Raw genomic sequence first — 24892 nt, 5'->3', positions numbered from 1 at the left:
AAATACCTGCCTTTATATAGTTCCGCCACTCCTTTGTAGCGTGGATTGAGGATCTCGAAACTCGCGATTAAAGCACGCAATATAACTTAAAGTAATGAATTAATTTTAAACAGTTCATAGGGCTTAGCTTATTATCAAGCGTAGCACCTTAAGTTTGGTATAAAGCGGTTTGACTATCTATATAGCTTTTGCTTTGATTTACGCTGGGTAAGCAGCTAGTAACTTAGGACTTAGCTAGCTATACAAGCAGGTTTAGATTGTGAAAAGCTCGTTTGATATATTAAATAAGCTTTGTAATTAGCTTATAGTGTACTTAAATCGTTTCGTTTTAATGAGCCACCTAAAAAGGCCCAGTGCAAATAACAAAGCGGTGGCTATACCTGATAAAACCCACTGAATTCGTAATGGCTGATCGCCAATGCTGCCATTGTGAAGCGGATGCAACCAGTTTTTAAATTTACTGGCAACGCTCATCTTATCTATATTAAAAACACTTATGAGCTCTCCTGTGCTTGCATTTACTTGCACATAACTGTGGAAAGCGATAAGAGGGATCGTTTTTGGTTTTGAACCTAAACCGATATACCGCATTGTGATTTGACGGGGTTTCTACCCATGCTAGCCGTGTATTTGGCATGGCTTTTTGTGCTGTACTAAGAGCTGCTAATAAAGAAATACTGCGCTGGGGCTTTATTATTGCGCTGTTAGGTTTATCTATATTTCCAAGCAGGGCTGTTATTAAAGGATCGGTTTGCTTGGGTATTGCTAGCATTATGCCGGTTGCTGTTAATAAGATTAAAGGCAAAGCAAAAATTAAACCAAGCAACTTGTGCCAGTCATATAACACGCCCAGTAAAGAGCTGCGCGCTTTAAACTTTATAGCCTTAGTCCATAGCCCTTTTTTAGGCCACCAAGCGCATAGGCCTGATATGATATGAGGAGTATAAGGCTACCTATTCCTATATAACCTATAACGATTGTACCAGCGCTACCTGCAAGTAACGAGAAGTGTACGTTATAAATCCAGGTAACAAAGTAGTTACCCCATACATCCTCACGTAATATAAGCCTGCCATCAGGGCTCAGCCAAACCATAAGTGGTGCAAAAGTGTGATCCACTGTTTCGTTTGGGTTGTAATATCTTGCGGGAATATAATGTTTATTTTTAGTGCTTTCTAAACGCCACGAGCCTTGTTTATCTGGGTAGTGAGTTTTTAGTGTTTGATATGCGGTATCCCAATTTATAGGCCTCGCTGTTTCTGTACTTAAACTACTTATATTTTCATCTAGTTCGGGGTAATAAACGAGTATAGAACCTGTTAGAGCAATGAGTGCGAGTACACCCCCGATAGATAAGCCTAGGTATAAATGTACACGTCTTGCTATTTTTCGCCATGAACCATTAAAACGCATAAAAGGGTGACCATTAAAAATATGCAGTAAAGGGATGGCGCATTGTATCTTTGTTTACTAGAAATGAACTGCGACAAAATGTCGCAGCAATAAAATAATTAGCTTAGCAAACAAAAACGCCAGCTTTATAGGCTGGCGTTTAAATCAGGCTTGGTAATTAATTATGCTTTTGGGCCTGCATTTTTTATATCATCTGACACATCGTATTTAGCGAAGTTTTCAGTGAAGTCAGCGGCAAGTTTTGCTGCATATTCGTTATATTTTGCTTTATCTTCCCATGTATTAATTGGGTTAAGTAGCTTGCTATCCACACCAGGGACTTCCACTGGTACGTCTAGATTTAATACATCGATATGCTGAGTTTCTACATTGGCTAATTTACCAGATACGATTGCATCTATTAGAGCGCGGGTTGTTGGAATATCAAAACGTTCACCAGTACCGTATGGGCCGCCTGTCCACCCTGTATTAACAAGGTAAACCTTTGCGCCAAATTCGCGTACACGCTTCATAAGCAGCTCAGCGTAAACACCTGCAGGGCGAGGGAAGAAAGGGGCGCCAAAACACGTTGAGAATGTAGATTCTATATCGCTAGTTGAGCCAATCTCTGTAGAGCCTACTTTAGCCGTGTAACCACTTAAAAAGTGAAAAGCAGCGGCTTCTTCGCTAAGTACAGAAACCGGCGGTAAAACACCGCTCACATCACAGGTTAAAAATACAACAGCTTTCGGCTCGCCAGCACGGTTTTCAACTTTGCGCTTTTCTACGTGCTCTAGCGGGTAAGCAGCACGGCTATTTTGCGTTAAGCTTGTATCGTTAAAGTCAGGTGTGCGTGTTTCATCAAGTACAACGTTTTCTAAAATTGTACCAAAGCGAATAGCATTCCAAATTACTGGCTCATTTTTTTGTGAGAGGTCGATACATTTTGCGTAACAGCCACCTTCGATATTAAATACGCTTCCTGGTGCCCAACCGTGTTCGTCGTCACCAATTAAAAAGCGTGTTGGGTCGGCCGATAAAGTTGTTTTACCGGTACCCGATAAACCAAAGAATAGTGCTGTATCACCCGCTTCTCCTACGTTAGCAGAGCAGTGCATTGGTAATACACCTTTTGCTGGAAGAAGAAAGTTTTGAACGGAGAACATCGATTTTTTCATTTCACCGGCATAACGCATACCAGCAAGTAACACTTTGCGTTGAACAAAGTTAATAATAACAGTGCCGTCGCTGTTGGTGCCATCACGTTGTGGGTCACAAACAAACGAAGGCACATTCATTACCTGCCATTGGGGTAAATCAGATGCATTATAGTTTTTAGGCTCAATAAACATGTTTTTAGCAAAAATATGGTGCCACGCTGTTTCTGTAGTAACAACTACAGGTAGATAGTGCTCAGGGTCTGCGCCAACTTCTAGGTGAGAGGTGAAGTGGTCATTACTTTGCACATGTGCTTCTACGCGAGCCCATAAAGCGTCAAATTTGTCAGCATCGAATGGGCGGTTTACATTGCCCCATTGGATATCATCTTGCGTTGTTGCTTCTTTTACAATGAAGCGATCTTTAGGAGAGCGACCAGTGCGCTTGCCTGTAATTGCAACAAAGGCTCCATTTGCGGCTAGTGTCCCTTCGCCACGACGAATCGCATGCTCGACAAGTTCAGCTGCGGTTAAATCGACAAAACGTGTTGCGCTTGTAGTCATGTTTATACCTAACTATGTGTGAGAGTTTGAACGGGATAGCTCTGGGTTCTTAGTTCCCTTAAGCTGAAATTATAGTAACAGAAGGATTTGAGATATTCGAGCCTGTAAAGGCCCTAAAAACACATATATTTGCTAAAAAACATGAATAATTTCAATGATACCGGTGTCAGTAAATTAACAAAATTCATGACACCGGTATCATCATTTTATAATATAAAACCGCATATTTTGCGGCTTTATATTTGATTATGAGGTGGGGGGCTAATTAAAAATGTTTTTAATATCTTGCTCGTCAAAAACATATTCTTTTAGGCAATAATGGCAGCTAATGTTAACAGCGCCATTTTCAGCAACATCATCAAGTAATGCTTGTTGGCCTACATTAACTAAAGCAGTAATGGTTTTCTCTCTACTACAGCCACATTTAAATGTAATAGCTTGCGGGTCAAATACGCGCGGGTTATCTTCGTGATATAAGCGCGTTAATACGGTATTGGCATCAAGCTCTAATAGCTCTTCGCGTTTAATTGTATCGCTTAAGGCTTCTAAGTGAGTAAAGTCATTAATTGATTTTTGTTTATCAACAGGCAGTACTTGTAAAAACAACCCACAGGCTTTGGCTTTCCCTTCTGTTGTGTCGGTTGCAAACCAAAGGCGTGTTTTTAGCTGTTCTGATTGCTCAAAGTAGCTTTCAATACATTTACTTAATGTATCGTGCTCAAGAGGCACTATGCCTTGATAACGTTCGCCTTTGGTTGGAGTAATGGTAATCACCATATAACCTTTACCTACAAGCTCTTTTACCGTTGAGCCGCTAATCTCGCTTTGCATGCGCGCAATACCACGCATATTTTGTTTATCGTCGCCGTTAATAACAGCGTATTTAACAGGGCCATCGCCTTGTAGCTGAACGGCTATTTCACCCTCAAACTTTAAAGTAGCAGTTAATAAACACGTTGCAACGAGTAATTCACCTAATAATGCTTTAACTGGCTCAGGGTAATTGTGATTAGCTATCATCTCGTTGTAGGCGTGCTCAATTTGAACGAGTTCGCCACGAACATCGAGTTTGTCGAATAAATAACGGTGAAGTAAATCTTGTTGCATGAGCGGCTATACCTAACTTGATTTCATTTTTAAAAGTTCGCGTCGTTGCTTTTTATCGGGCTTTTTATCCGGATGTGGAGCAAAGAAGCTGTTATTTTTGCGTGCGATGGCGTTTTCTTCGCGTTTTGCAATACTTGCATCAGTTTCTTGATACAAGGACTGTGCAATGGGGGCGCTTTGGCGTTTTTCAAGCACTTTAAGTACCTTGATAAGCTTTTCATCAACGCCTTGGGCAAGTTTTATGGTTGCGCCAACCTCCACAATTTTACTCGCTTTAGTACGTTGCCCATTATAATGTACTTTGCCGCCTTGCACCATTTCGCGTGCAAGCGCACGGGTTTTATAAAAGCGCGCAGCCCATAACCATTTATCTAATCGAACTTTTGGCTCACTGTTGTGGTCTGAGTCGGCATTAGTATTATTTTTTTTACTCATTAGGCTTCTTCAATCGACTATTTATATATCGTAAAATTTATCATGAAATCATCGTAGGATGAAGGTATTACGGCGCATGCTGGTTTTTTAGTCAACATTACATTGTTATATTAATCTGTTTACAAAGTTTAATATTAGTGTGCTTGTTGAATGAAAAATGAAAGGGTACTATGGGTACGCGCTTATGCAGTAAATTAAAATAAGAACATTATTATGGAACAGCAAATTCAACAGCTTAAACAATTTTTAACACGGCTACCCCATGCTAAATTAAGCGCAGTAGTTACGCTGTTAGTCGTTGTTTATCTTGCTTATTTACTCTCAAAATTAGTTTGGCTGGTATGGCCACAACCGGTCTCTACACCGCTTACTCCATCTCACTATTCAGCCGCATCGAAGGCTTCTTCTAGTACTACCTCAGTACAAAATATTATAGAGCAATTTTTATTTGGTAAAAAAACTGTAACAAATAAAACCAATACTGCGCAGCAAAACGAAGTAATTAATAATGCACCAGAAACACGCTTAAGTATTAATCTAACCGGTATTGTTGCTGTAAGTAACGACGATAAGGCAGGTATTGCTATTATTGAGTCACAGGGGCGGCAAGTTAGTTACTTAGTTGAAGAGGTTGTACAAGGCACCCGTGCAGAGGTTGCGCAAATACTTCCCGATCGCGTTATTTTAAGTGTAAACGGCCGATTTGAAACGCTAATGCTAGATGGTCTCGACTTTAGTAAAAAAGTATCTATGCCTGTGCTTGCCGCTCGCGAAGCACAAGACATGGGGCCGCAAAAAATAGAACAAAGCGAGTTGCAAATTAACGCAACCGCTGACCCAGATGTAAAAGAAGCAATAATAGAAACACGAGAAGAGCTACTAAGTGAGCCTGGTAAGTTATTTGATTATATTCGTGTTTCACAAGCAATGAGCGATGGCGAGTTAATCGGCTATCGTTTAAGCCCAGGTAAAGAGCCTGCTCTGTTTAAACAAATGGGCCTACAGAATAATGATTTAGCCGTGGCTATCAACGGCTACCAATTAACAGATTTACAACAGGCAATGGCAGCTATTAATGAGCTGCGTAATACCAGCGATGCCACAATTACGATAGAACGTGACGGTGAGCAAATCGATGTGCAATTTAGCCTGCAATAACTTAGCTTTGGAGTTTTAACATAATGGTTCAGGTGCTACACCTCAAAAAAATTAAAAAAGGGTTAGCTAAGTACGCAGCGCTTTTTTTAGCAGCCAGTATTTCGTTGTCGGTTTCAGCTGTTGAATATGCTGCAAACTTTAAAGGCACAGATATCAACGAGTTTATAAACATTGTTGGTAAAAACCTTAATAAAACAGTGATCATTGACCCAAATGTGCGCGGTAAAGTAAACGTACGCAGTTATGAGTTAATGGATGAAGCGCTGTACTACCAATTTTTCTTAAATGTACTCGAAGTGTATGGCTACTCAGCAGTAGAAATGGACAACGGTATTATCAAGATTGAAAAAAGCTCTGACGCTAAAAAATCAAATGTACCGCTAATTACAGAAAACAGTGCTGCATCGGGCGATATGATGATCACTCGTGTGGTACGCGTTAAAAATGTAAGTGTTCAAGAGCTTGGTCCATTAGTACGTCAATTTAGCGACCAAAAAGACGGTGGCCATGTAGCAAACTTTAATGCTGCCAATGTCATGATGCTTACTGGTCATGCAGCGTCGGTTAATCGCTTAGTAGAAATTATTCGCTCGGTGGATCAAGCCGGTGATAAGCGTGTAGATATTGTTAAGCTTAAATATGCAACAGCAGATGATGTAGTGTCGGTTGTTGAAAATATTTACAAAGACAGCGGTAAAGGCAGCGTTCCTGAATTTTTGATCCCTAAGGTGGTTGCCGATGGCCGTACTAACAGCGTAATAGTAAGCGGTGAAGGGCAAGCCCGTACCCGTGCTATAGAACTAATTAAGCGCCTAGATGGCGAACTTGAAAGCCAAGGTAATACCAAAGTATTTTACTTAAATTACGCCAAAGCAGAGGATTTAGTAAAAGTACTGCAGGGCGTAAGTAAAACGCTTGCAGAAGATGGCCAAGGCACAAGTAAAACTCGCACAAACAATAAAAACGATGCCAGTATTGAAGCCCACCCTGACTCAAACTCATTAGTTATTACAGCGCAGCCCGATACCATGCGCTCATTAGAGACCGTGATTGATAGACTCGATATTCGCCGTGCGCAAGTACTTGTAGAAGCGATTATTGTTGAAGTAATGGAATCGGACGGCGTTAACTTAGGTACGCAATGGATTTCAGAAGATGGCGGTATGTTGCAGTTTAATAATGGCTCAACTGTGCCTGTAGGCTCATTAGCGGTTGCAGGTATTCAAGCGCAAGACACCACAACCACACAAACAATAATAGGCACAGAATCAGGTAACGTAACCAGCTACGATGAAACAACTGAGGGTGATTATTCGGCACTTGCCTCGCTACTAAGTGGTGTTAATGGCTTAGCGTTTGGTTTAGTTAAAAACGACTGGGGTGCAATTATTCAGGCCGTTTCAACTGACACTAACTCAAACATACTGGCTACACCTTCCATTACCACCATGGATAACGAAGAAGCGTCGATGATAGTGGGTCAAGAAGTGCCCATTATTACTGGTTCGCAAACAGGCAGTAATAACGATAATCCATTTCAAACCATTGAACGCCAAGAAGTGGGTGTAAAACTAAAAGTAACCCCACAAATTAACGATGGCTCAGCAGTACAATTATTAATTGAACAAGAAGTATCGAGTGTAAGTGGTGCAACCGCTGTTGATATTTCTGTTAATAAGCGCGCCATTACCACAACCGTTATGGCTGATGATGGCGGTATGGTTGTGTTAGGCGGCCTAATTGATGAAGACGTACAAGAAAGTGTATCTAAGGTACCAATTTTAGGTGATATTCCAATTTTAGGTCACTTATTTAAGTCAACTAATACGACCAAACGTAAGCGTAATCTTATTGTATTTATTCGCCCAACTATTATTCGCGATGGCGTTAATATGAATAAGTTAAGCTTTAATAAGTATAACTTTATCCGTGGCGAGCAAATGAAAGAGAAAGAAGATGGTATAGAGCTTATGCCAAATTCAGATGTTCCTTTACTTCCATCTTGGGATGATGAGCTTATTCTGCCACCAACTTATGAAGAGCACTTAAAAGCATTGAGCTCTAAAGAACGTGCAGAGCGTGAAGATGACTAGCGCAATAGAACAAATAAACGAAGACGTGGTTCATCGTAGTGATGAAACACGCTCTGAGGAGTTACTTACAAGTAACGATTTAGTTGAGTTGCCTCCAAAGCGTTTACCTTTTTCGTATGCGCGCAGAGCGGGTGTACTGCTTAGTAAAAATAATGAACAGCAAGTTGTGTATTACCGCGGCGAGCTAGATGTTGAAGTATTGCTAGAAGTGCGTCGCATTGCAGGTAAAGGCTTTACCCTCGAGCAATTAGCTGACGATAAATTTGAGTCACTATTAGAGGCTGCGTACCAGCGCGACAGCTCTGAAACACAACAAATGATGGAAGATATTGGTAATGAGGTCGATTTATTCTCCCTTGCCGATGAGCTCCCACAAACCGAAGATTTATTAGCCGGCGATGATGATGCGCCTATCATCAAACTAATCAACGCCATGTTAAGCGAAGCAATTAAGGAAGGTGCATCCGATATACATATCGAAACCTTTGAGCAAGAGCTCGTGATTCGCTTTAGGGTTGATGGCGTACTAAAAGAAGTGCTTAAACCTAATCGTAAGCTTGCTTCGTTATTAGTATCGCGTATTAAGGTAATGGCGAAACTAGATATAGCAGAAAAACGTATTCCGCAAGATGGTCGTATCAGCCTGCGTATTGCAGGGCGTGCAGTAGATGTGCGTGTATCTACCATGCCATCTAGCTTTGGTGAGCGTGTAGTACTGCGTTTACTTGATAAAAACAATGCCCGCTTAAACCTTGAAGATTTAGGTATGACGCCGCAAAACCGAGAGTTGTTTGCTGATTTAATTAGTAAACCACACGGTATTATTTTGGTTACTGGCCCAACGGGTTCTGGTAAAAGTACCACCTTGTACGCCGGTATGAGCCAAATAAATTCTCGCGATCGTAATATTTTAACGGTAGAAGACCCAATAGAGTACGAAATTCCGGGGATTGGCCAAACGCAAGTAAATACCAAAGTAGATATGACCTTTGCCCGCGGGCTTCGTGCAATATTACGTCAAGATCCTGATGTAGTAATGGTCGGTGAAATACGTGACCTTGAAACCGCGCAAATTGGCGTGCAAGCATCGCTTACAGGTCACTTAGTTATGTCTACGCTACACACCAATACCGCCTCGGGCGCAATTACCCGTATGGAAGACATGGGTGTAGAACCATTCTTGCTGTCATCGTCATTGTTAGGCGTGCTGTCGCAGCGCTTAGTACGTACTTTATGTAATAGCTGTAAAGAAGGTCACACTGCTGATGAACGTGAGTGTGAGCTGCTAGGTGTACCGTTTGATAGCGCACCTACAATTTACCGCGCAGTAGGCTGTGAAGAGTGTAACTTTAATGGTTACCGCGGCCGTACTGGTATTCATGAATTACTGGTGGTTGATGAAGAAATACGCGAAATGATCCACAGCGGTAAAGGCGAGCAAAGTGTTGAAAAATACATTCGCCAAAAAAGCCCAAGCATACGCCAAGATGGCTGTAGCCGCGTACTGGCAGGCAAAACAACCCTTGAAGAAATTCTACGCGTTACCCGTGAGGAAGCCTAACCATGGCGGCGTTTGAATACCGTGCCCTTGATGGTCGAGGGAAAGAGCAAAAAGGCATTTTAGAAGCCGATACAGCTAAGCAAATTCGCCAAGCGCTGCGCGAAAAAAAACTTACGCCGCTTGAAGTTGTCCCTGCAGCAGAAGGGGAAAAACAAGTTAGTGGCGCAAAGACGCCGTTATTAAGTCGTTTTTTTAAACCCAGCGTATCAACCTCCGATTTAGCCCTTATTACACGCCAGCTTGCGACGCTCATTCAATCGGCATTGCCAGTTGAAGGGGCTGTCATGGCGGTGGCAGAGCAATGTGAAAAGCCTCGCTTAAAACGTATGCTGATGTCGGTACGTTCAAAGGTAGTAGAGGGTTATACACTGGCCGATGGCATGAGTGAATTTCCACATGTATTTGACGATTTATACCGAGCAATGGTAGCCGCAGGTGAAAAATCAGGGCACCTTGACCAAGTATTAAATCGCCTTGCCGATTACACCGAACAGCGCCAACACATGCGCAGCCAAATTACTCAAGCCATGGTTTACCCCACCATTTTGGTTATTTTTGCTATTGGTATTGTTTCGGTTTTACTCGGTACCGTTGTGCCTAAAATTTTAAAAACCTTCGAAAAAACTAAGCAAGTACTGCCTTGGACGACCGAATGGGTTATGGCAGGCAGCCACTTTGTACAAAATTATTGGTTTATAAGTTTGTTAGTCATTACTGCGCTGGCAGTAGGCATTAAACATGCACTTAAACAACCTAAAATTCGCTTTTGGTGGGACGACCGCGTACTGCACATGCCTGGTTTTGGTAAAGTAGCGCGGGGTATTAATACCGCGCGTTTTGCACGTACGCTCAGTATTTTATCGTCAAGCTCAGTGCCACTACTTGAAGGTATGCGCATATCGGGTGGTGTATTAGCGAATAAAAAAATGAAAAAATCGGTGGCAGATGCTGCCGATAGAGTCAGTGAAGGTGCAAGCCTAAGAGCGGCTTTACAGCAAACTAAGTTGTTTCCGCCGATGATGCTGCACATGATTGCCAGCGGTGAAAAATCAGGTGAGCTAGAACAAATGTTAGAGCGCGCGGCTAATAACCAAGACCGTGAGTTTGAAAGCATGGTAAACGTATCATTAAAATTATTAGAGCCAGCAATGATTGCCTCAATGGCGGTGATTGTTTTGTTTATAGTAATGGCTATTTTACAGCCAATAATGGCAATGAATAAAGCGGTAGGACTTTAAGCTTTAAGGGGTTAGCTAAGTTAGTATTTACTTAGATGACACCAAATTAAATTATGTTTTTGGAAAATGAGGTATTTACGTGAATAAACAATCAGGTTTTTCTTTACTCGAAGTAATGGTGGTATTGGTTATTATCGGGATGATTATGTCAATTGTGGCGCCTAATATTATGGGCCAACAAGAAGAAGCTGCTATCGATAAAGCACATCTAGATATTCAACAGCTTGAAGATGCAATGAGCTTATACAAGCTTAAAAATAAAAGCTACCCAAGCACAGAGCAAGGCCTAGAAGCATTGGTCAATAAAACCAGCATTGAGCCAATTCCTAAGCGTTTCCCTGATGGTGGTTTTGTAAATGAATTACCAGAAGATCCATGGGGCAACCCGTACCAGCTAATTAGCCCAGGTGAAATTGGCAAGTTTGATATTTTTTCAATGGGACCTGATGGCGAAGCCGGTACCGATGATGATATTGGCAACTGGAACGAAGACGAGCAATAAATGCGACTTAACCAAGCAGTATGGTTAAATACGATTGCACGAGGCTTACTATGCAAGTAAGCCTTAATCGTATGCGCGCCCACCACCGTGGGTTTAGCTTAATAGAAATTTTAGTGGTACTTACTATTATCGCATTTGCGACCAAAATGGTGGTATACAGCTTAGAAGGCGGTGCCGAAGATGAGCTTGATACACAAGCGCTTAGGCTGCATACCACCATTAACATGGCCTCTGAATTTGCTATTTTAAATCAAATAGAACTTGGCTTAATGGTTGAGGAAAACACCCTTGAGTTTTTAGTATTTGATGGCGAAAAATGGATTACCTTTGACCGCGAAGACCTTTACAAGCCCATTGAGCTGGATGAACGGTTAAAACTGACGCTCAATTTAGAAGATTTAGCCTGGTCACAAGAGAACTTACTTGAGCAAGCAAATTGGCGTGAACTAATGAGCGGCGGCGATGACGATAGCTTATTAGAGCTTGAAAAACTAAAAATACCGCAAGTCCTTATTTTATCATCTGGCGAGGTCAGCGCCTTTCAGCTTATTGTTGAATTAAAAGAGCAAAGCGAGCCTGTGTATTACATTGAAGGGGAATTTACAGCCCCTGTTAATTTGCGAAAAGAGCCATAATAATGAGGCTAAATAAAGGCTTTACCTTACTCGAAGTGCTGGTGGCGTTAAGTATTTGTGCTATGGCTGGGATTGCCGCTATGCAAGCAACCGGCGAGCATATAAATCATTTAACAACACTTGAAGAGCAAACGTATGCATCGTGGGTGGCAGAAAATGTGCTTGTGGTGCAGCGTAGTAAAGGTAAAGACTGGCAGGCTAAAAATGGCGCGCGCGGCAGCGAAGTAATGGCGGGCGTTGAGTGGTTTTGGAAGCAAGAAATAGCAAAAACTGCAGACAAAAGCTTTGTAAAAGTGACCATAAATGTTTTTAGCGACGAAAAATACGAGCAATCGGTGTACGAGCTTTCAACTTATTTAAATAAAGGCAGCTAATAAGTGAAGCAGCGCGGATTTACATTAATCGAAGTATTAGTTGCTATGGCTATTTTAGCGGTGGTGATTATGGCTACTCACCAAATTTTAGACTCAACCACCAAAGCAAAAGAAGCGTCTGATGAAAAAATAGCGGAGCTTAATGGTCTACAAACCGCATTTAGGTTAATGGACCAAGACTTTAGCCAAATGACTCAGCGCACTGTACGTAACGAAGCCGGTGATGCGCAAGAGCAATACTTACTCGCAGGGCGTTATATATTAGAAAGCCAATACGATGGTATTGCGTTTGTACGCGATGGCTGGGTAAACCCAATTAACTTGCTGCCTCGCTCTGAGTTACAAGCCGTAGGGTACAGAGTGCTTGATGACAATTTAGAGCGTGTATACAGAGTGTATGTAGATCAGCTTGATAATATGGAGCCGCGGGTCCAAGTTGTTTTAAAAGGTATTGAAGAGCTTAAATTTGAATTTTTAGATGCCAACAACGAATGGCAAGAGCAATGGCAAATAAAAGCCTTACCTAAAGCGGTTGCGGTTACTTTACAACAAATTGAGGCAGAGCCTATTCGTCGTGTTTTTTTAGTACCCGGGCAGGGCAAAAACAGCGGGGAGAGTAATTAATGAATAAGCGCGAATCACGCGGTGCCGCATTAGTTATTGTGCTGTTTATTGTTGCACTGGCCGCGATATTAGCCGTAGAAATGAGTGCTAATTTAATGGTGCAGGTTCAAAAAAGTACTAACCTGCAAGGGCACCAACAAGCAAAGTGGTATGCCTACGGCGGTGAAGAGCTGGCAATAAAGGCACTAAAATTAAGTAAAGACGATGATCCTGACAAAACCTCGTTAGATCAGGTTTGGGCCACACAAGGCGACACCCAATACCCTGTAGATAACGGTACTCTAAGCGGTAAAATTACTGACTTACAGGCGTGTTTAAATTTAAATGCATTAGGGGAAGCGCCAGACCCAAACTCTACCAGCAAAACCAACCCTGCTCATAAAGCACTCTTTGCATTATTAGAAAACATTGAAGATTTACCTGCCGAGGAAAGCGAAGAAGCAATGGCAGACAGTGTATTTGACTGGCTTGATGAAAACAGCATTACCTATCGTTCAGGCGCTGAAGAAGACGAGTATTTATCGCGTGATTACCCTTATATGAGCGCAAATAGTTTATTTGCATCACCTTCTGAGCTGCGTTTGGTAAAAGGTTTTAATCCGCTAGTAATGGAAAAGGTATTACCTTTTGTGTGTGTTATTCCGGGGTCTCCCTTATTATCGATTAACGTCAATACGTTACTTCCCGAACAGGCACTTATTTTAAGTGCCATGATTGACGAATTATCGTTATCGGGCGCAGAGGCCGTTATAGCAGCTCGCCCTGAAACCGGATTTGATAGCGTTGATGAATTTTTTTCCGAGGTACAGCAGCAAGGCGGTACAAATTTAGATTCGGTTAAAGAGCTATTTAGTATTAACAGCGAATATTTTAAATTACAAACGCAGGCGACATTTGTCGATTTGCGTTTTTCGATGACCACATTACTTCATGCCAAAAATGGCGAAGTAACGATACTGGCGCGAAAATTTGGAGGCGTACAGTGACAGAAATACTGCTGATCCGCACGGGTCAAACAGAGCAAGATAAATTAAATTGGTTAATTTATTCACCACAAGAACAAGAAATAATTGCCAGTGGGGAATTAACCGATGCAAGCCGTTTAAGTGAGCTAAGTGAAAAAGCGCAAACACGCGAGGTAGTCGTATTACTGCCTAGCGATCAGGTGCAGCTGAAAACAGTGGCGTTGCCGACTAAATGGAATCGCAAGTTAGAGCAAGCGTTGCCATACATGCTTGAAGAAGATATTGCGTGCGATATAGACGAGCTATTTGTCGCAATTGGCGAGCCCACTATGATTAATGAGCAGCATGCAATTAAAGTTGCCTTAACAGACCGCGTGTGGTTTGAGGCTTGGCTTGCTTTATTTTCAGAGCATAACTTGGCGGTATACACCATTTTACCTGATGCCCTGCTACTGCCTACAGCCGACGATGATACATTAACCGCCATAGAGCTTAATAATCAGTGGTTATTTAAAAGAGGCGATTGGCATATTAGTGCTGTTGAAAATAGCTGGCTAAGGGATTACTTAAGTGCACTTGGCGAGCCGAGCGTAAAGCACTATAGCCCGGCTAATCAGTTTCCTGAAAGTATTAACCTAATTTCGCAAGCAAGCGATTACGATTTACCATTGGCCTTATTTGCTAAACAACTTGCCAGCGTTAAATTTAATTTACGCCAAGGTATGTACCAGCTTAAAAAGAAAAGTGCACTGTGGTGGGGTTATTGGAAAGGCGCAGCCATTATTACCGGTGTTGCTTTATTTGCTACTATTGCCATAAAGCTGGTTGAACTAAATCAACTTAACTCGCGTGTTGAGCTTGCTAAAGCCCAGGTAGTGGATAGATACCAAAAAGCATTCCCCGGAACTAAAGTACGTCCTAACTTAATTAAAAGCCAAATCAGAGGCGCGCTTAAAACCATTAATGGCGAAAGTGAAGCCGGGTTTTTAGATTTGACCAGCCAATTGGTTGGCGTGTTTTCGCAAGTAAACGAATTTACGCCAGAAACCCTACGTTACGATAAACGCCGTAATGAGCTGCGAATACGCGCACGCGCAAAAGACTTTCAAACGTTTGGTAAAGTAAAAAGTATACTTGAGCAACAAGGGTTAACGGTTGAGCAAGGGTCGTTAAATAACGATGGCGATTTTGTAGTAGGCGAAATTAAACTGCGAGGTGCAGTATGAAAAAGCAAATAATACAATACTGGCGCTCTTTAAAAGAGCAAGAGCAGCAATTAATTATGGTTGCTGGTGGTATATTTGTTGTTTTTGTTTTAGTAATGGGAATTTTTAGACCTTTAAATAACGCCATATTTAAAGCTAAAAAGTCGTACGTCACTCAGCAAGAGCTGCTCGTATGGGTTGATGAAAGCATAGTAAAGTTAAAAGCGGCGGGTAACACGCAGGCAATTAGCAATCAAAATATTAGCCAAGTGGTTAATTCAACGCGTAGTCGCTACCGTATTACTATTAGTAAAATGCAGCCTAACGATAACTCGTTACGTTTAACGCTTGATTCGGTAGAGTTTAATCAATTAATAGAATGGTTAGACGAACTGGTTAATCAGCATGGCTTAACAGTAGAGAACCTTGATTTAAGCAAAGATGATAAATCAGGGTTTGTACGTGTAAGCCGCTTAGTACTAGAGAAGTAATTAATGAAAAAAATAATAATATTATCAGTGATATTTTTTATTAGTTTTATTGTGTTTTGCATAATGAAATTACCAGCGGCCATTGCGTTAGACCTAGCTAAGCCGTACTTACCTAAGCAGCTTGAAATAGGGCAAACCGTAGGGAGTGTATGGCAAGGCCAAATGATGCAAGTGCGCTATCAAGACGAGCAGCTAAATAATGTACGCTGGGATATTTCTGGCTGGCAGTTATTTACGGGTAATTTAAATGCTAACTTAAAATTTGGTAATCCGCGTGAGCGTAGCGATATTTCGGGCTATGCTGATGTGAATTACGGATTATTTAATAATGTGGTTAAAGTTACCGATGGTATAATTCGCTCGACCGTGGAGCGTGCCATGCAACGTATTGCACTACCTATACCAGCTACGGCTAAAGGCCGAGTCATTTTAGAGCTTAACGAGTACACCTCAGGTGTGCCTTATTGTGAGTCATTAAAAGGCGAGATTGCTAGCCCAAATATAGATGTTAAAGGCTTTAATGGCTGGTTTAATATAGGGCCTCTGAGTGGCATGCTAAGCTGTAAGTCGGGCGATATAGCTATTTTGGTCGACCCAGATAACACGTTAGGCCTTGAAGCCGACGCAACACTTAAAGCTAACTTTGACTTTAAAGTAGCAGGCTATGTTAAACCTGATGCCAGCTTACCAAAAGATGTACACGACGCGGTTAAGTTTTTAGGCCGCCCCGATGCACAGGGCCGCTACCCACTAAATTTTTAATGTAATAAAAGAGATTTAATGCAATTACCACAGTTTAACGAACAACACGCACAGCAATTAAGTGCATTTTTAAGTACTCAACCTCAGGCTATGTCATTAACACAAAGCCAAGGCTATCTATTTGGGGTTATTTGTTCGCCAAGCCCATTAGAAGTTCACCAGTGGTTAGCGCATATTGTGCCTAATACGGCTAACGATTTAGACGAAGAAATACTGTTTTTATTTATGGCGTTGTACCATCAAATTAGTGAGCAAGTATTTGAAACCGGTTATAAGTTACCCGCCAATTTTGACCTAGACTATACCCAAGCGTGGAGTGAAGGTTTTTTACGTGCAACTCAAGAATACGCACAACCTCTATTAACAGCTCCCGCGTTAGAGCCTGAGTACAAAGAAGCACTAGAGAGTGCGCTAAGTACGCTTAGCTTTTTTGCTGTTGATGAGCAAACAAGAGTGCAAGTTGCGCAGCAAAATAGCATGACACTCGAAGCCTTATATCAGTATCAGTACGAATCAATGGGCGACTTTGCATTAGGTTTTGCCGAGCTTATTGAAGTGGTAGCCATAAACAGTGGGCTGATTACAGATGAAGGGTGGGAAGAGTAGCCTTTAGGTGTATTAAACGGCGCTTAGGATAATTAAGCGCCAAGTTCTAAAATAATATCAGTGCAGCCTTTTTTACACTTAACAACGCCTTTACCCGGCTCGCTGGTGGCTAAATCGAGTGTTAACACCTCGCCGCACTGCTCACAATGCAAGGTTTTTCCTTGCGATAGTTTTTTAAGTATTGTGCGCTGTTTATGAAAAGAGTCACTCGCTTTTTTGTTTAACTGCGAAAAATCCACTACTTAGCTCTCTTTTGTTCTAATGCATCCGATACAATTTTACACACTGTATTTAAACGCTCTTCGTAAAAATATAAATTTAAGTCGCGCTCGCGGCAATAACGTAAATGAAATAACTGCACTGAATCATCAGTGGTAAAGGTTTTTTCAATATATTCGTGCTCAGATTCAGAGAGCTTTAACGCACTGCTAATACGGTTTTTAGCCATATTGGCTGCTGGGCTACGGTTTATTTTGCTCGCATCACTTAAAAAACCCACACCTTCACCTAATAGCTTTTCGCGGGGCTCTTTAACTAGTGGGTGATCAATAGTAAAAAACGCAAGGATCAGAATGACCAATATAATAAACTTTTTCATGAATGCGTAAACCTTGATCTTAATGGGGTAAATTTAGCAAGCAGTGTAATAAACTGCATTTTAAAAGCAAGTAACTGAGATGAATAAATTATTAGCAATCTATACCTGTAATTTTAGCCAGTATTGTTATAATAGCCAACAGCAGTTAGATATTTCTGAAATATCTGAAAGTATTCAAACAGCTGATTATTTAAACTAATCACACTTACCATTAACGAACTACAGTTACAGTATAGAATACGCACATATTGCTACGTTTTTATTTCCAAGCGGCGTTGAGGAACTTCGATGGACAAGCAAATTAAAGTAAAGAATATACCTGCAGAGGTTAAAATCCAAAAACCGGATTTAAGCCGTCAAGACGACAGGTTTAACCCACGTAACCGAATTTATGTTCGCGCAGTAAAAGGGCTTCATCAATTACTTAGACAGCGTATAGGCTTTTTAGGCATGCTTGCCTTTATGCTCTTGCCTTGGATAAATTTTAATGGCCAGCAAGCTGTGTTATTTGATTTAGTAGGCCAAAAGTACAATATTTTTGGGCTAACGCTGTGGCCGCAAGATTTCACTATATTAGCCTTTATATTTATGTTGGCCGCGTTTGCACTCTTTTTGGTTACTACCTTTTATGGCCGAGTATGGTGTGGCTATACCTGTCCGCAAACTGTATGGACCTTTATATTTATTTGGTTTGAAGAAAAGTTTGAAGGCACAGCGAATCAGCGTAAAAAGCTAGATCAACGCCCGATGGACTTTGATAAGTTTTGGCGAAAAACAGCAAAGCACACCAGTTGGGTTTTATTTGCCTTATATACGGCGATTTCGTTTGTCGGATACTTTACGCCTATCCGTGAATTACTCCCTGACTTTGTTACCTTTAACGTAGGTGGTTACGCGCTGGTAAGTATTATTTTCTTTGCAGCGTGTACTTACGCTAACGCAGGGTGGATGCGTGAAATTATGTGTTTACACATTTGCCCCTATTCACGTTTTCAATCAGCTATGTTTGATAAAGACACTTACACCGTAACCTACGATGAAAAACGCGGCGAAAGCCGAGGCCCCCGTTCGCGTAAAATTGCCCACGAAGATTTAGAAATGGGCGATTGTATAGACTGTAACTTGTGTGTACAGGTGTGCCCTACAGGGATAGATATTCGTAATGGTTTGCAAGCCGAGTGTATAAACTGTGGTGCATGTATTGATGCCTGCGATGGTGTAATGGATAAAATGAATTACCCGCGTGGTCTTATTTCTTATACTACAGAGCGCAATCTCGAAACACCTGAAAATAAAACCAACCCACTGCGAGCTAAAATCATAGGTTACACGGTCATACTGGTGGTGCTTACCAGTGCGCTGGTGGCTAACATTGCATTTAGAAAGCCTATGGACTTTGACATAATACGAGACCGTAACCAACTGTATCGTGTTGACTTTAATGGCTTGGTAGAAAACACCTATACATTAAAAGTAATCAACAAGGCGCAGTACGAGCAAACCTTTAATATTGATGTTCAAGGCCTTGAAAACTTTAAGTACATTGGCAAGCAAACATTTACAGTGCAAGCAGGGCAATCGCATAATGTGCCACTGTCACTTGTAATGGACCCGTATGATTTAAAAGTGCCAATGACGGAGTTTAACTTTGTACTTTCACCGGTTAATGACCCAGATGAAAGCATATCGCAACCGAGTAACTTTTTTAAAGCGCGATAAACACACTAACAAAAGCGGGGTAACCCGCTTTTTACATTAAGAAGCCCATGAGTAAATTTAGTTTTGAAGATTTAACGCCCGACTTAATTCTCGATGCAATAGAAAGCGTTGGTATATATGCAGAGTCAGGTTTATTAGCACTTAATAGCTACGAAAACAGAGTCTACCAATTTAAGGCGGAAGATGGCCTGCGCTACGTTGTTAAGTTTTACCGCCCAGAGCGCTGGAGCAAAGCGCAAATACAAGAAGAGCACGACTTTGCATTTGAATTAGCTGAGGCCGAAGTACCCGTTGTTGCACCCATTAAGCACAACGGAGAAAGCTTATTTGAGCACCAAGGTTATGTATTTGTGTTATTTCCAAGTGTAGGCGGGCGACAATTTGAAGTTGATAACCTGGATCAGCTTGATGTAATGGGTCGTTTAATTGGCCGTATGCATCAGGTGGCTAAAAGCAAAGCATTTGAGCACAGACCTACCTTTAGCTGCGAAGAATATTTGCATACAGCTAAAGTTCATCTGCAAAAAAGTAATTTGGTACCTATGGGGATCAGCACGGCTTTTTACACCATATTGGACTTGGTTATTGAACAAGCGCAAGCACAGTATAAAAATGTGCAAGGGATCCGCTTACATGGTGATTGCCACGCAGGTAACATTTTGTGGGCAGGCGAAGCACTTATGTTTGTTGATTTAGATGACGCTCGTCAGGGGCCGGCCATTCAAGATTTATGGATGATGCTCAGTGGCGATCGTCAAACACAGCTGTTACAGTTAGACACCCTTGTAAATGCGTATGAAGAGTTTTGTGATTTTGACCACACTCAACTCAAATTAATTGAACCGCTTCGTGCAATGCGTATTATTCACTATATGGGTTGGGTAGCTAAACGATGGAGTGATCCTGCGTTCGTACGGAACTTTTCATGGTTTGCTGAAGACAAATACTGGGAGCAACAAATTTTAGCGCTTAAAGAGCAGTTTGCAGCACTGCAAGAAGCTCCGCTGAAGTTATTGCCATAAAATTTTATTTAAAAAGTACACGAGATACCAATGCTTAAAAAATTGAAACTGAGCCTACTACTTTTATGTTTACCATTTGCAGCCCTTGCTGCACAGTTTGAAGCCGATAACCAGTATACTGTTATTGATGTAGAAAAAAGCGCAGAGCTGCAAGTAACCGAATTTTTCTCGTTTTACTGTCCGCATTGTTTTAAATTTGAGCCTGTTGCAAAGGCAATTGAAAAAAGCCTACCTGAGGGCACTGAATTTATAAAAAATCACGTTAACTTTTTAGGCGGTGTATCACCACAGGCGCAAAGCAACTTAAGCTACGCCTACTTAATCGGTAAAAAACACGGTCAAGCACAAAGTATCAGCGACCAAATTTTTAAAAGTATTCATGTACAGCGCGCACCTTTAACGCAAATGAAAGACGTTAAAAAATTGCTTGAAGTTAACGGTATCGATAGCGCAACGTTTGATCAAGACATTGCCAGCATGCCAATTATTTCAGCTGAGCGTGCAATGCAAGATAAACAAAACAAATATTCAAAACTAGGTGCGCTAACCGGTGTGCCTACCTTTATCGTAAACGATAAATATAAAATAAACATTAACACCATTAATAACCAGCAAGAACTGAATGAGTTAGTTGCTTTTTTACTAACACTTTAATCTCGGAGAACAATAACAATGATCAAATTAGTTAAAGCAGGTTTACTTGCATTACTACTGCCTATGGCTGCGAGCAGTGTAGCCGCCACTTATGAAGAAGGCGTACATTACGATGTGGTTGCAGAGCGCGCGACTAAAAAGCCAGAAGTAAAAGAGTTTTTCTCATTTTATTGCCCTGCTTGTAATAACATGGAAGCGTTAATTGGTGAGTTTAAGCCGAAGCTAGATAAAGACGTTAAATTTAAAAAGAGCCATGTTGATTTTGTCGGTGTTCGCGATCCAGAAAACCAACAAATGATGAGCCAAGCGCTAGCAACCGCGGAAGTACTTCCGCAAAAAGATAAAATTGTTGCGGCTATTTTTAATCACATTCACACTAAGCGCGCTAAATTTAACGAGCTTGCAGATGTAAAAGATGTATTTGTAGCGCAGGGTGTTGATGGCGATAAGTTTGATAAACTATACAAAAGCTTCTCGGTACGTACATTAAGCTCTAAAATGAAGCGTGACCAAAATTACTTTAAAGAAAAAGGCGCGCTACGTGGCGTACCAACCTTTATCGTAAATGGTAAATACAAATTAAATCTAGGCCGTGAGTCTGGTATTACCGCGCCAGAAGATATTAGTAAATTAATTAACTATTTAGCGAACAAGTAAGGTTTGCTAAAACAAAAAAAGCTCCGTAAGGAGCTTTTTTTATGGAAGTGATTTAAATTTAACTCACTATTTTCTTTGTAAGAAAACACCCGATTCTATGTGGTGCGTATAAGGGAACTGATCAAATATCGCAAAGCGCTTAACATTGTGAGTACGGGTTAAATGATCTAAATCGCGCTCAAGCGTTTCTGGGTTGCACGATATATAAATAATGTTCTCGTAGTTGGCTACTAAGTCACAGGTAAGGGTATCCATACCTGCGCGTGGAGGGTCGACTAAAATAGTTTGGCAATCGTAACTTTTTAAATCTATCCCCTCTAAACGCGAAAAGGTACGTTCACCATTCATTGCCTGGGTAAACTCTTCACTCGACATACGAATTATATCTAAGTTATCTACCTTATTTTTAGCAATGTTGTATTGCGCCGAATGCACAGAAGACTTAGATATTTCAGTAGCCAATACGCGATTAAACGAACCCGCCAATGCAATAGAGAAATTACCATTACCACAGTAAAGCTCCAGCAGGTCATTACTCAGTGGTTTACATAAGTCTTGTGCCCACTCCAGCATTTTTATATTCACTTTAGCATTAGGTTGCGTAAAGCTATTTTCTACTTGTTGATAAATAAGCTCCTGGCCGTTTACGGTTAAACGCTCAGTAACAAAATCATTGCCTAGTACTTCTTTTTGTTTGCGCGCACGACCAATAAAGTCAATATTGTATTTACTGCTCAGTTTTTCTTTCAGGGCTTTTATTTCAGTTAGCCACTGCTCATCGAGTGGTTTGTGATAAAGCAAGCTTACTAAAATCTCGCCACTTAATGACGATAAATAATCGATTTGAAACAGCTTACGGCGTAATACTTCACACGACTTTAAATTATCAATCATCACCTGCATAACTTCACCAACTAATGGCGCGGCAGGGTCAAAGGTGTCGACGCGAATTTTTTCTTTCGTGGCCTGATCAAACATAATATGAAATAGATCATCCCCATCGTGCCATACTCTAAATTCAGCACGTTGGCGGTAGTTAATTGGCTCTGAGCTAAACACCTCTAACGCTTGCACACCAAATCGCTTAAATTGCGACGTAATACGCTGCTCTTTTTCATTTAGCTGCGTATCGTACTGTGTGGTATCTATCTTAATCACTGCCATTAATGCTACTACCTTATCTATGAGATCTATTTATCGGCGCTATTGTAGGGAGCGAGCAGTATTTGTCTAGTTTTGCTGATAATAAAGTTGCTGTTTTTTTAAACATGCACTTTAGTTTTGTCACTATTAGCCGATAATAAGCTAAGTACGTAACGGAGGTGGATCATGAAAATCGGTAATTATGGCTATACGCCAAACAACAACGTAAACAAATTCAATAATAAAGAGGCGCTACAGCAGCCAACAATCCAATCTCCGCAAGAAAGTTCATTACAGCGAGGCAGAGAACTTGCTGCAAAAGTGCTTGGCGACAAAATGGCAGAGCAACTAGGTTTACCTGTTGAGCAAAAACAAGCCGATAAACCTTTATTCGATTTTGATGAAATAGTAAAAAATGTACTCGACTTTGTATCTGGTGCAGTTAATAAAGCCAAAGCCAATGGTGCCGATGACGATAAATTAAAAAATATGTTAGATGATGCGCGCACAGGTGTTCAAACCGGTATAGACGAAGCGGTTGATGAACTAAAAGGCACCGGTGTATTTAACGAAGAAATGCAAGAGGGCATCGACAAGTCAAAAGAAGGCATTTTTGAGGGGCTTGATGAGTTTGAGCAAACCCTATTTAACCCACAAGCGGCCAGTGTTAGCGTAAGCCAAGCACAATATGTAAGTATGAGCAGTAATGCCGAGTATAAGTTTACAACGGCCGAAGGTGATGAGGTCAGTATTAGCTTTGCTGATGCATATGAGTCTCAAACAGCGAGCGGGTATCAACAAAGCAATAACAGCGAATCGTTTGCCAGCTCATCGTCGCAATCTCGAGAGCTGTCTTTTTCAATGTCAGTTAATGGTGATTTAAACGAACAAGAGCAAGATGCTATTAATGCCATGATGGAAGAGCTACAAGGTGTAAGTAAAACATTCTTTAGTGGTGATTTGGATGAAGCATTTGAGAAAGCACAAGAGCTGAGCTTAGGCAGTGAGCAACTCGTTGCATTTTCAATGGATCTTCGCCAAACAAAAACAGTCGCTACCGTTAAAAGTTATGAGCAATATCAGCCAAACCCAACAAAAGAAGTAGCCGATGCGATCGCACCTTTTAATGACGATCTAAAAAATGCATTTGATAAAGCATCGCAACTAGGCCTAGAAGATCAGCTTGCCGGTATTATAGAGTGGCTCAACCAAGATCAAGCCGCAGTCGATCAGCTAGTTGATTACACCCAGGCAATGTTTGAAAACCTAAACCAATTAAATTCAGCGGGCGATGCACTCGACGCGCTAAAGTCTGAGCAAAGCTAAACTACTTTCTTTTATAAATACCTCATGGCAAACTGCCGTTCTTAATAAACAGTAGGAACCAAAGTTTGTCAGCCCACATAATGGTATTTGATTCAGGTATAGGTGGCACCACCGTGCTTGAGCATATTCAAAAGCGTATTCCAGATGCACAGTACAGCTACTTTATGGACAATGCGTTACTCCCTTATGGCGCGCAAACCCAGCAAACTATTATAGGGCGTTTATGCTCACTCATTTATTTTATTGAGCAAAACGCGCTTAATGTCGACCTTATTGTTATAGCCTGCAATACAGCCTCTACATCAGCCTTGAGTGAAGTACGCAAAATTACATCAATACCTATTGTCGGCGTAGTGCCAGCAATAAAGCCTGCTGCTGAAGTAACTCGCACAAAGCACATCGGCTTATTGGCAACCCCCGCCACAGTTGCAAGCCCCTATACTCATACATTAATAAAAGAGCATGCCAGCAACGTAACAGTGAGTTTATATAGCAGTGTTGAGCTGGTGGCATTGGCAGAGCAGTTATTTTTCACTCAGCAGCTAGATATACTCAAACTGCACAAAGAGCTTACGCGTTTGCGCATTAACTCAGATATAGATGTACTTGTACTAGGTTGTACACATTTCCCAATTCTTAGCGATGCTATACAAGCGTACTTTAATAACGCAGTGCAATTACTCGATTCAGGCGCGGCCATTGCTAGCAGAGTAAACTACCTACTAGAGCAGCATAACTTTGGAAATAAATTTACAGACAAAAAAAAGCCGCTGCAATATTATGCAACGGCTGATGTTTTGAGTAATAAGCTAGCTATAAAGCACGTTACACTGATTGATCCGTCTCAGTGCGTAAAGAGCTAGAATCATCTTCTTGTTTTTGTTTTGCCTCACGTACTTTTAAA

General features: G+C 41.2%; 29 protein-coding genes (1 of these 29 only partly in view). 19 read left to right on the top strand and 10 right to left on the bottom strand.

What is annotated here, in order from left to right; genetic code table 11:
- Window positions 1-297 precede the first annotated feature (297 nt).
- The 6 genes from EJ103_RS20385 to hslR all read right to left on the bottom strand — a co-directional run bounded on the left by EJ103_RS20385 (window position 298) and on the right by hslR (window position 4655).
- On the bottom strand, window positions 298-474 hold the full coding sequence (locus EJ103_RS20385) for a PepSY-associated TM helix domain-containing protein (RefSeq protein WP_241232281.1): 177 nt from the start codon (window positions 472-474) through the stop codon (window positions 298-300).
- Window positions 475-484: 10 nt separating this feature from the next.
- Complete coding sequence (locus EJ103_RS20355; RefSeq protein WP_277600531.1) at window positions 485-880, bottom strand: PepSY domain-containing protein; 396 nt, start codon at window positions 878-880, stop codon at window positions 485-487.
- Window positions 877-1413, bottom strand: coding sequence for a PepSY domain-containing protein (locus EJ103_RS20350; RefSeq protein WP_277600528.1), 537 nt, complete (start codon window positions 1411-1413; stop codon window positions 877-879). Before EJ103_RS20350 ends, EJ103_RS20355 begins: the two co-directional genes overlap by 4 nt.
- Before the next feature lie 161 nt (window positions 1414-1574).
- On the bottom strand, window positions 1575-3113 hold the full coding sequence (locus EJ103_RS15290) for a phosphoenolpyruvate carboxykinase (protein ID WP_126008452.1): 1539 nt from the start codon (window positions 3111-3113) through the stop codon (window positions 1575-1577).
- A gap of 261 nt (window positions 3114-3374) precedes the next feature.
- On the bottom strand, window positions 3375-4220 hold the full coding sequence (gene hslO, locus EJ103_RS15285; RefSeq protein ID WP_126008450.1) for an Hsp33 family molecular chaperone HslO: 846 nt from the start codon (window positions 4218-4220) through the stop codon (window positions 3375-3377).
- A 12-nt stretch (window positions 4221-4232) separates the two neighbouring features.
- A complete protein-coding gene (gene hslR / locus EJ103_RS15280) occupies window positions 4233-4655 on the bottom strand; it encodes a ribosome-associated heat shock protein Hsp15 (protein WP_126008449.1) in 423 nt (140 codons plus the stop codon).
- 213 nt (window positions 4656-4868) lie between these two features.
- Between hslR and gspC the strand changes: the two genes are divergently transcribed.
- The 13 genes from gspC (at window position 4869) to EJ103_RS15215 (ending at window position 16869) form a co-directional block, all read left to right on the top strand.
- Complete coding sequence (gene gspC / locus EJ103_RS15275) at window positions 4869-5813, top strand: type II secretion system protein GspC (RefSeq protein WP_126008447.1); 945 nt, start codon at window positions 4869-4871, stop codon at window positions 5811-5813.
- A gap of 23 nt (window positions 5814-5836) precedes the next feature.
- Complete coding sequence (gspD, locus tag EJ103_RS15270) at window positions 5837-7906, top strand: type II secretion system secretin GspD (RefSeq protein ID WP_024032557.1); 2070 nt, start codon at window positions 5837-5839, stop codon at window positions 7904-7906.
- The gene (gene gspE, locus EJ103_RS15265; protein ID WP_126008445.1) at window positions 7899-9467 is read left to right on the top strand and encodes a type II secretion system ATPase GspE; all 1569 of its coding nucleotides are present in this window, start codon (window positions 7899-7901) and stop codon (window positions 9465-9467) included. The genes gspD and gspE overlap by 8 nt, the downstream gene beginning before the upstream one ends.
- A 2-nt stretch (window positions 9468-9469) precedes the next feature.
- Complete coding sequence (gene gspF, locus EJ103_RS15260) at window positions 9470-10705, top strand: type II secretion system inner membrane protein GspF (RefSeq protein ID WP_004588448.1); 1236 nt, start codon at window positions 9470-9472, stop codon at window positions 10703-10705.
- Window positions 10706-10784: 79 nt separating this feature from the next.
- Window positions 10785-11207 (top strand): type II secretion system major pseudopilin GspG, encoded by a 423-nt coding sequence (gspG, locus tag EJ103_RS15255; RefSeq protein WP_004588447.1) that lies wholly within the window; start codon window positions 10785-10787, stop codon window positions 11205-11207.
- Between the two features lie 50 nt (window positions 11208-11257).
- Window positions 11258-11842, top strand: coding sequence for a type II secretion system minor pseudopilin GspH (gspH, locus tag EJ103_RS15250; RefSeq protein WP_004588446.1), 585 nt, complete (start codon window positions 11258-11260; stop codon window positions 11840-11842).
- A 2-nt stretch (window positions 11843-11844) separates the two neighbouring features.
- Window positions 11845-12216: a type II secretion system minor pseudopilin GspI gene (gene gspI, locus EJ103_RS15245; RefSeq protein ID WP_024032554.1), complete on the top strand. Its 372-nt coding sequence runs from the start codon at window positions 11845-11847 to the stop codon at window positions 12214-12216.
- Window positions 12217-12219: 3 nt separating this feature from the next.
- Entirely contained in the window at window positions 12220-12840 is a 621-nt protein-coding gene (gene gspJ, locus EJ103_RS15240; RefSeq protein WP_004588444.1) for a type II secretion system minor pseudopilin GspJ, read from the top strand.
- Window positions 12840-13826, top strand: a complete 987-nt coding sequence (gene gspK, locus EJ103_RS15235) for a type II secretion system minor pseudopilin GspK (protein ID WP_024032552.1) — start codon at window positions 12840-12842, stop codon at window positions 13824-13826. Before gspJ ends, gspK begins: the two co-directional genes overlap by 1 nt.
- Window positions 13823-15031 (top strand): type II secretion system protein GspL, encoded by a 1209-nt coding sequence (gspL, locus tag EJ103_RS15230; protein WP_126008444.1) that lies wholly within the window; start codon window positions 13823-13825, stop codon window positions 15029-15031. The genes gspK and gspL overlap by 4 nt, the downstream gene beginning before the upstream one ends.
- Entirely contained in the window at window positions 15028-15501 is a 474-nt protein-coding gene (locus EJ103_RS15225) for a type II secretion system protein M (RefSeq protein WP_126008442.1), read from the top strand. Before gspL ends, EJ103_RS15225 begins: the two co-directional genes overlap by 4 nt.
- A 3-nt stretch (window positions 15502-15504) precedes the next feature.
- Window positions 15505-16263 (top strand): type II secretion system protein N, encoded by a 759-nt coding sequence (locus tag EJ103_RS15220; protein ID WP_126008440.1) that lies wholly within the window; start codon window positions 15505-15507, stop codon window positions 16261-16263.
- 18 nt (window positions 16264-16281) lie between these two features.
- Window positions 16282-16869, top strand: a complete 588-nt coding sequence (locus EJ103_RS15215) for a UPF0149 family protein (protein ID WP_126008438.1) — start codon at window positions 16282-16284, stop codon at window positions 16867-16869.
- 32 nt (window positions 16870-16901) lie between these two features.
- Here EJ103_RS15215 and EJ103_RS15210 read toward each other — a convergent pair whose 3' ends face one another.
- Both EJ103_RS15210 and EJ103_RS15205 read right to left on the bottom strand, forming a co-directional pair.
- Window positions 16902-17108 carry a hypothetical protein gene (locus EJ103_RS15210; RefSeq protein WP_004588438.1) on the bottom strand — a complete coding sequence of 69 codons (207 nt, stop codon included), beginning with the start codon at window positions 17106-17108 and terminating at the stop codon, window positions 16902-16904.
- On the bottom strand, window positions 17108-17467 hold the full coding sequence (locus EJ103_RS15205; protein ID WP_004588437.1) for a hypothetical protein: 360 nt from the start codon (window positions 17465-17467) through the stop codon (window positions 17108-17110). Before EJ103_RS15205 ends, EJ103_RS15210 begins: the two co-directional genes overlap by 1 nt.
- A gap of 288 nt (window positions 17468-17755) precedes the next feature.
- Between EJ103_RS15205 and ccoG the strand changes: the two genes are divergently transcribed.
- Genes ccoG through EJ103_RS15185 form a run of 4 tightly spaced genes read left to right on the top strand, consistent with a single transcriptional unit; the run spans window position 17756 to window position 21519 of the window.
- Window positions 17756-19186, top strand: coding sequence for a cytochrome c oxidase accessory protein CcoG (gene ccoG, locus EJ103_RS15200; protein WP_126008436.1), 1431 nt, complete (start codon window positions 17756-17758; stop codon window positions 19184-19186).
- A gap of 47 nt (window positions 19187-19233) precedes the next feature.
- On the top strand, window positions 19234-20208 hold the full coding sequence (locus tag EJ103_RS15195; RefSeq protein ID WP_054983931.1) for a serine/threonine protein kinase: 975 nt from the start codon (window positions 19234-19236) through the stop codon (window positions 20206-20208).
- A 30-nt stretch (window positions 20209-20238) separates the two neighbouring features.
- Window positions 20239-20862 carry a thiol:disulfide interchange protein DsbA/DsbL gene (locus tag EJ103_RS15190; RefSeq protein WP_126008434.1) on the top strand — a complete coding sequence of 208 codons (624 nt, stop codon included), beginning with the start codon at window positions 20239-20241 and terminating at the stop codon, window positions 20860-20862.
- An 18-nt stretch (window positions 20863-20880) separates the two neighbouring features.
- Window positions 20881-21519 (top strand): thiol:disulfide interchange protein DsbA/DsbL, encoded by a 639-nt coding sequence (locus EJ103_RS15185; protein ID WP_004588433.1) that lies wholly within the window; start codon window positions 20881-20883, stop codon window positions 21517-21519.
- 66 nt (window positions 21520-21585) lie between these two features.
- On the opposite strand, the gene trmA is transcribed toward EJ103_RS15185, so the two are convergent.
- On the bottom strand, window positions 21586-22683 hold the full coding sequence (gene trmA / locus EJ103_RS15180; RefSeq protein WP_064387293.1) for a tRNA (uridine(54)-C5)-methyltransferase TrmA: 1098 nt from the start codon (window positions 22681-22683) through the stop codon (window positions 21586-21588).
- Between the two features lie 165 nt (window positions 22684-22848).
- Here trmA and EJ103_RS15175 point away from each other — a divergent pair, with 165 nt between their 5' ends.
- Window positions 22849-23988 carry a DUF5610 domain-containing protein gene (locus tag EJ103_RS15175; RefSeq protein ID WP_126008433.1) on the top strand — a complete coding sequence of 380 codons (1140 nt, stop codon included), beginning with the start codon at window positions 22849-22851 and terminating at the stop codon, window positions 23986-23988.
- Between the two features lie 65 nt (window positions 23989-24053).
- Entirely contained in the window at window positions 24054-24851 is a 798-nt protein-coding gene (gene murI, locus EJ103_RS15170; protein ID WP_126008431.1) for a glutamate racemase, read from the top strand.
- Here murI and EJ103_RS15165 read toward each other — a convergent pair.
- Window positions 24814-24892: the end of a hypothetical protein gene (locus tag EJ103_RS15165; RefSeq protein ID WP_004588429.1), read on the bottom strand. It continues 401 nt past the right edge of the window; the window shows 79 of its 480 coding nt (coding positions 402-480); the start codon falls outside the window, past its right edge; its stop codon occupies window positions 24814-24816. The genes murI and EJ103_RS15165 overlap by 38 nt on opposite strands.

This window comes from Pseudoalteromonas sp. Xi13, assembly GCF_003952205.1.
In the GTDB taxonomy this organism is placed as follows: domain Bacteria; phylum Pseudomonadota; class Gammaproteobacteria; order Enterobacterales; family Alteromonadaceae; genus Pseudoalteromonas; species Pseudoalteromonas atlantica.
This window is presented reverse-complemented; position numbering and strand designations above follow the sequence as displayed.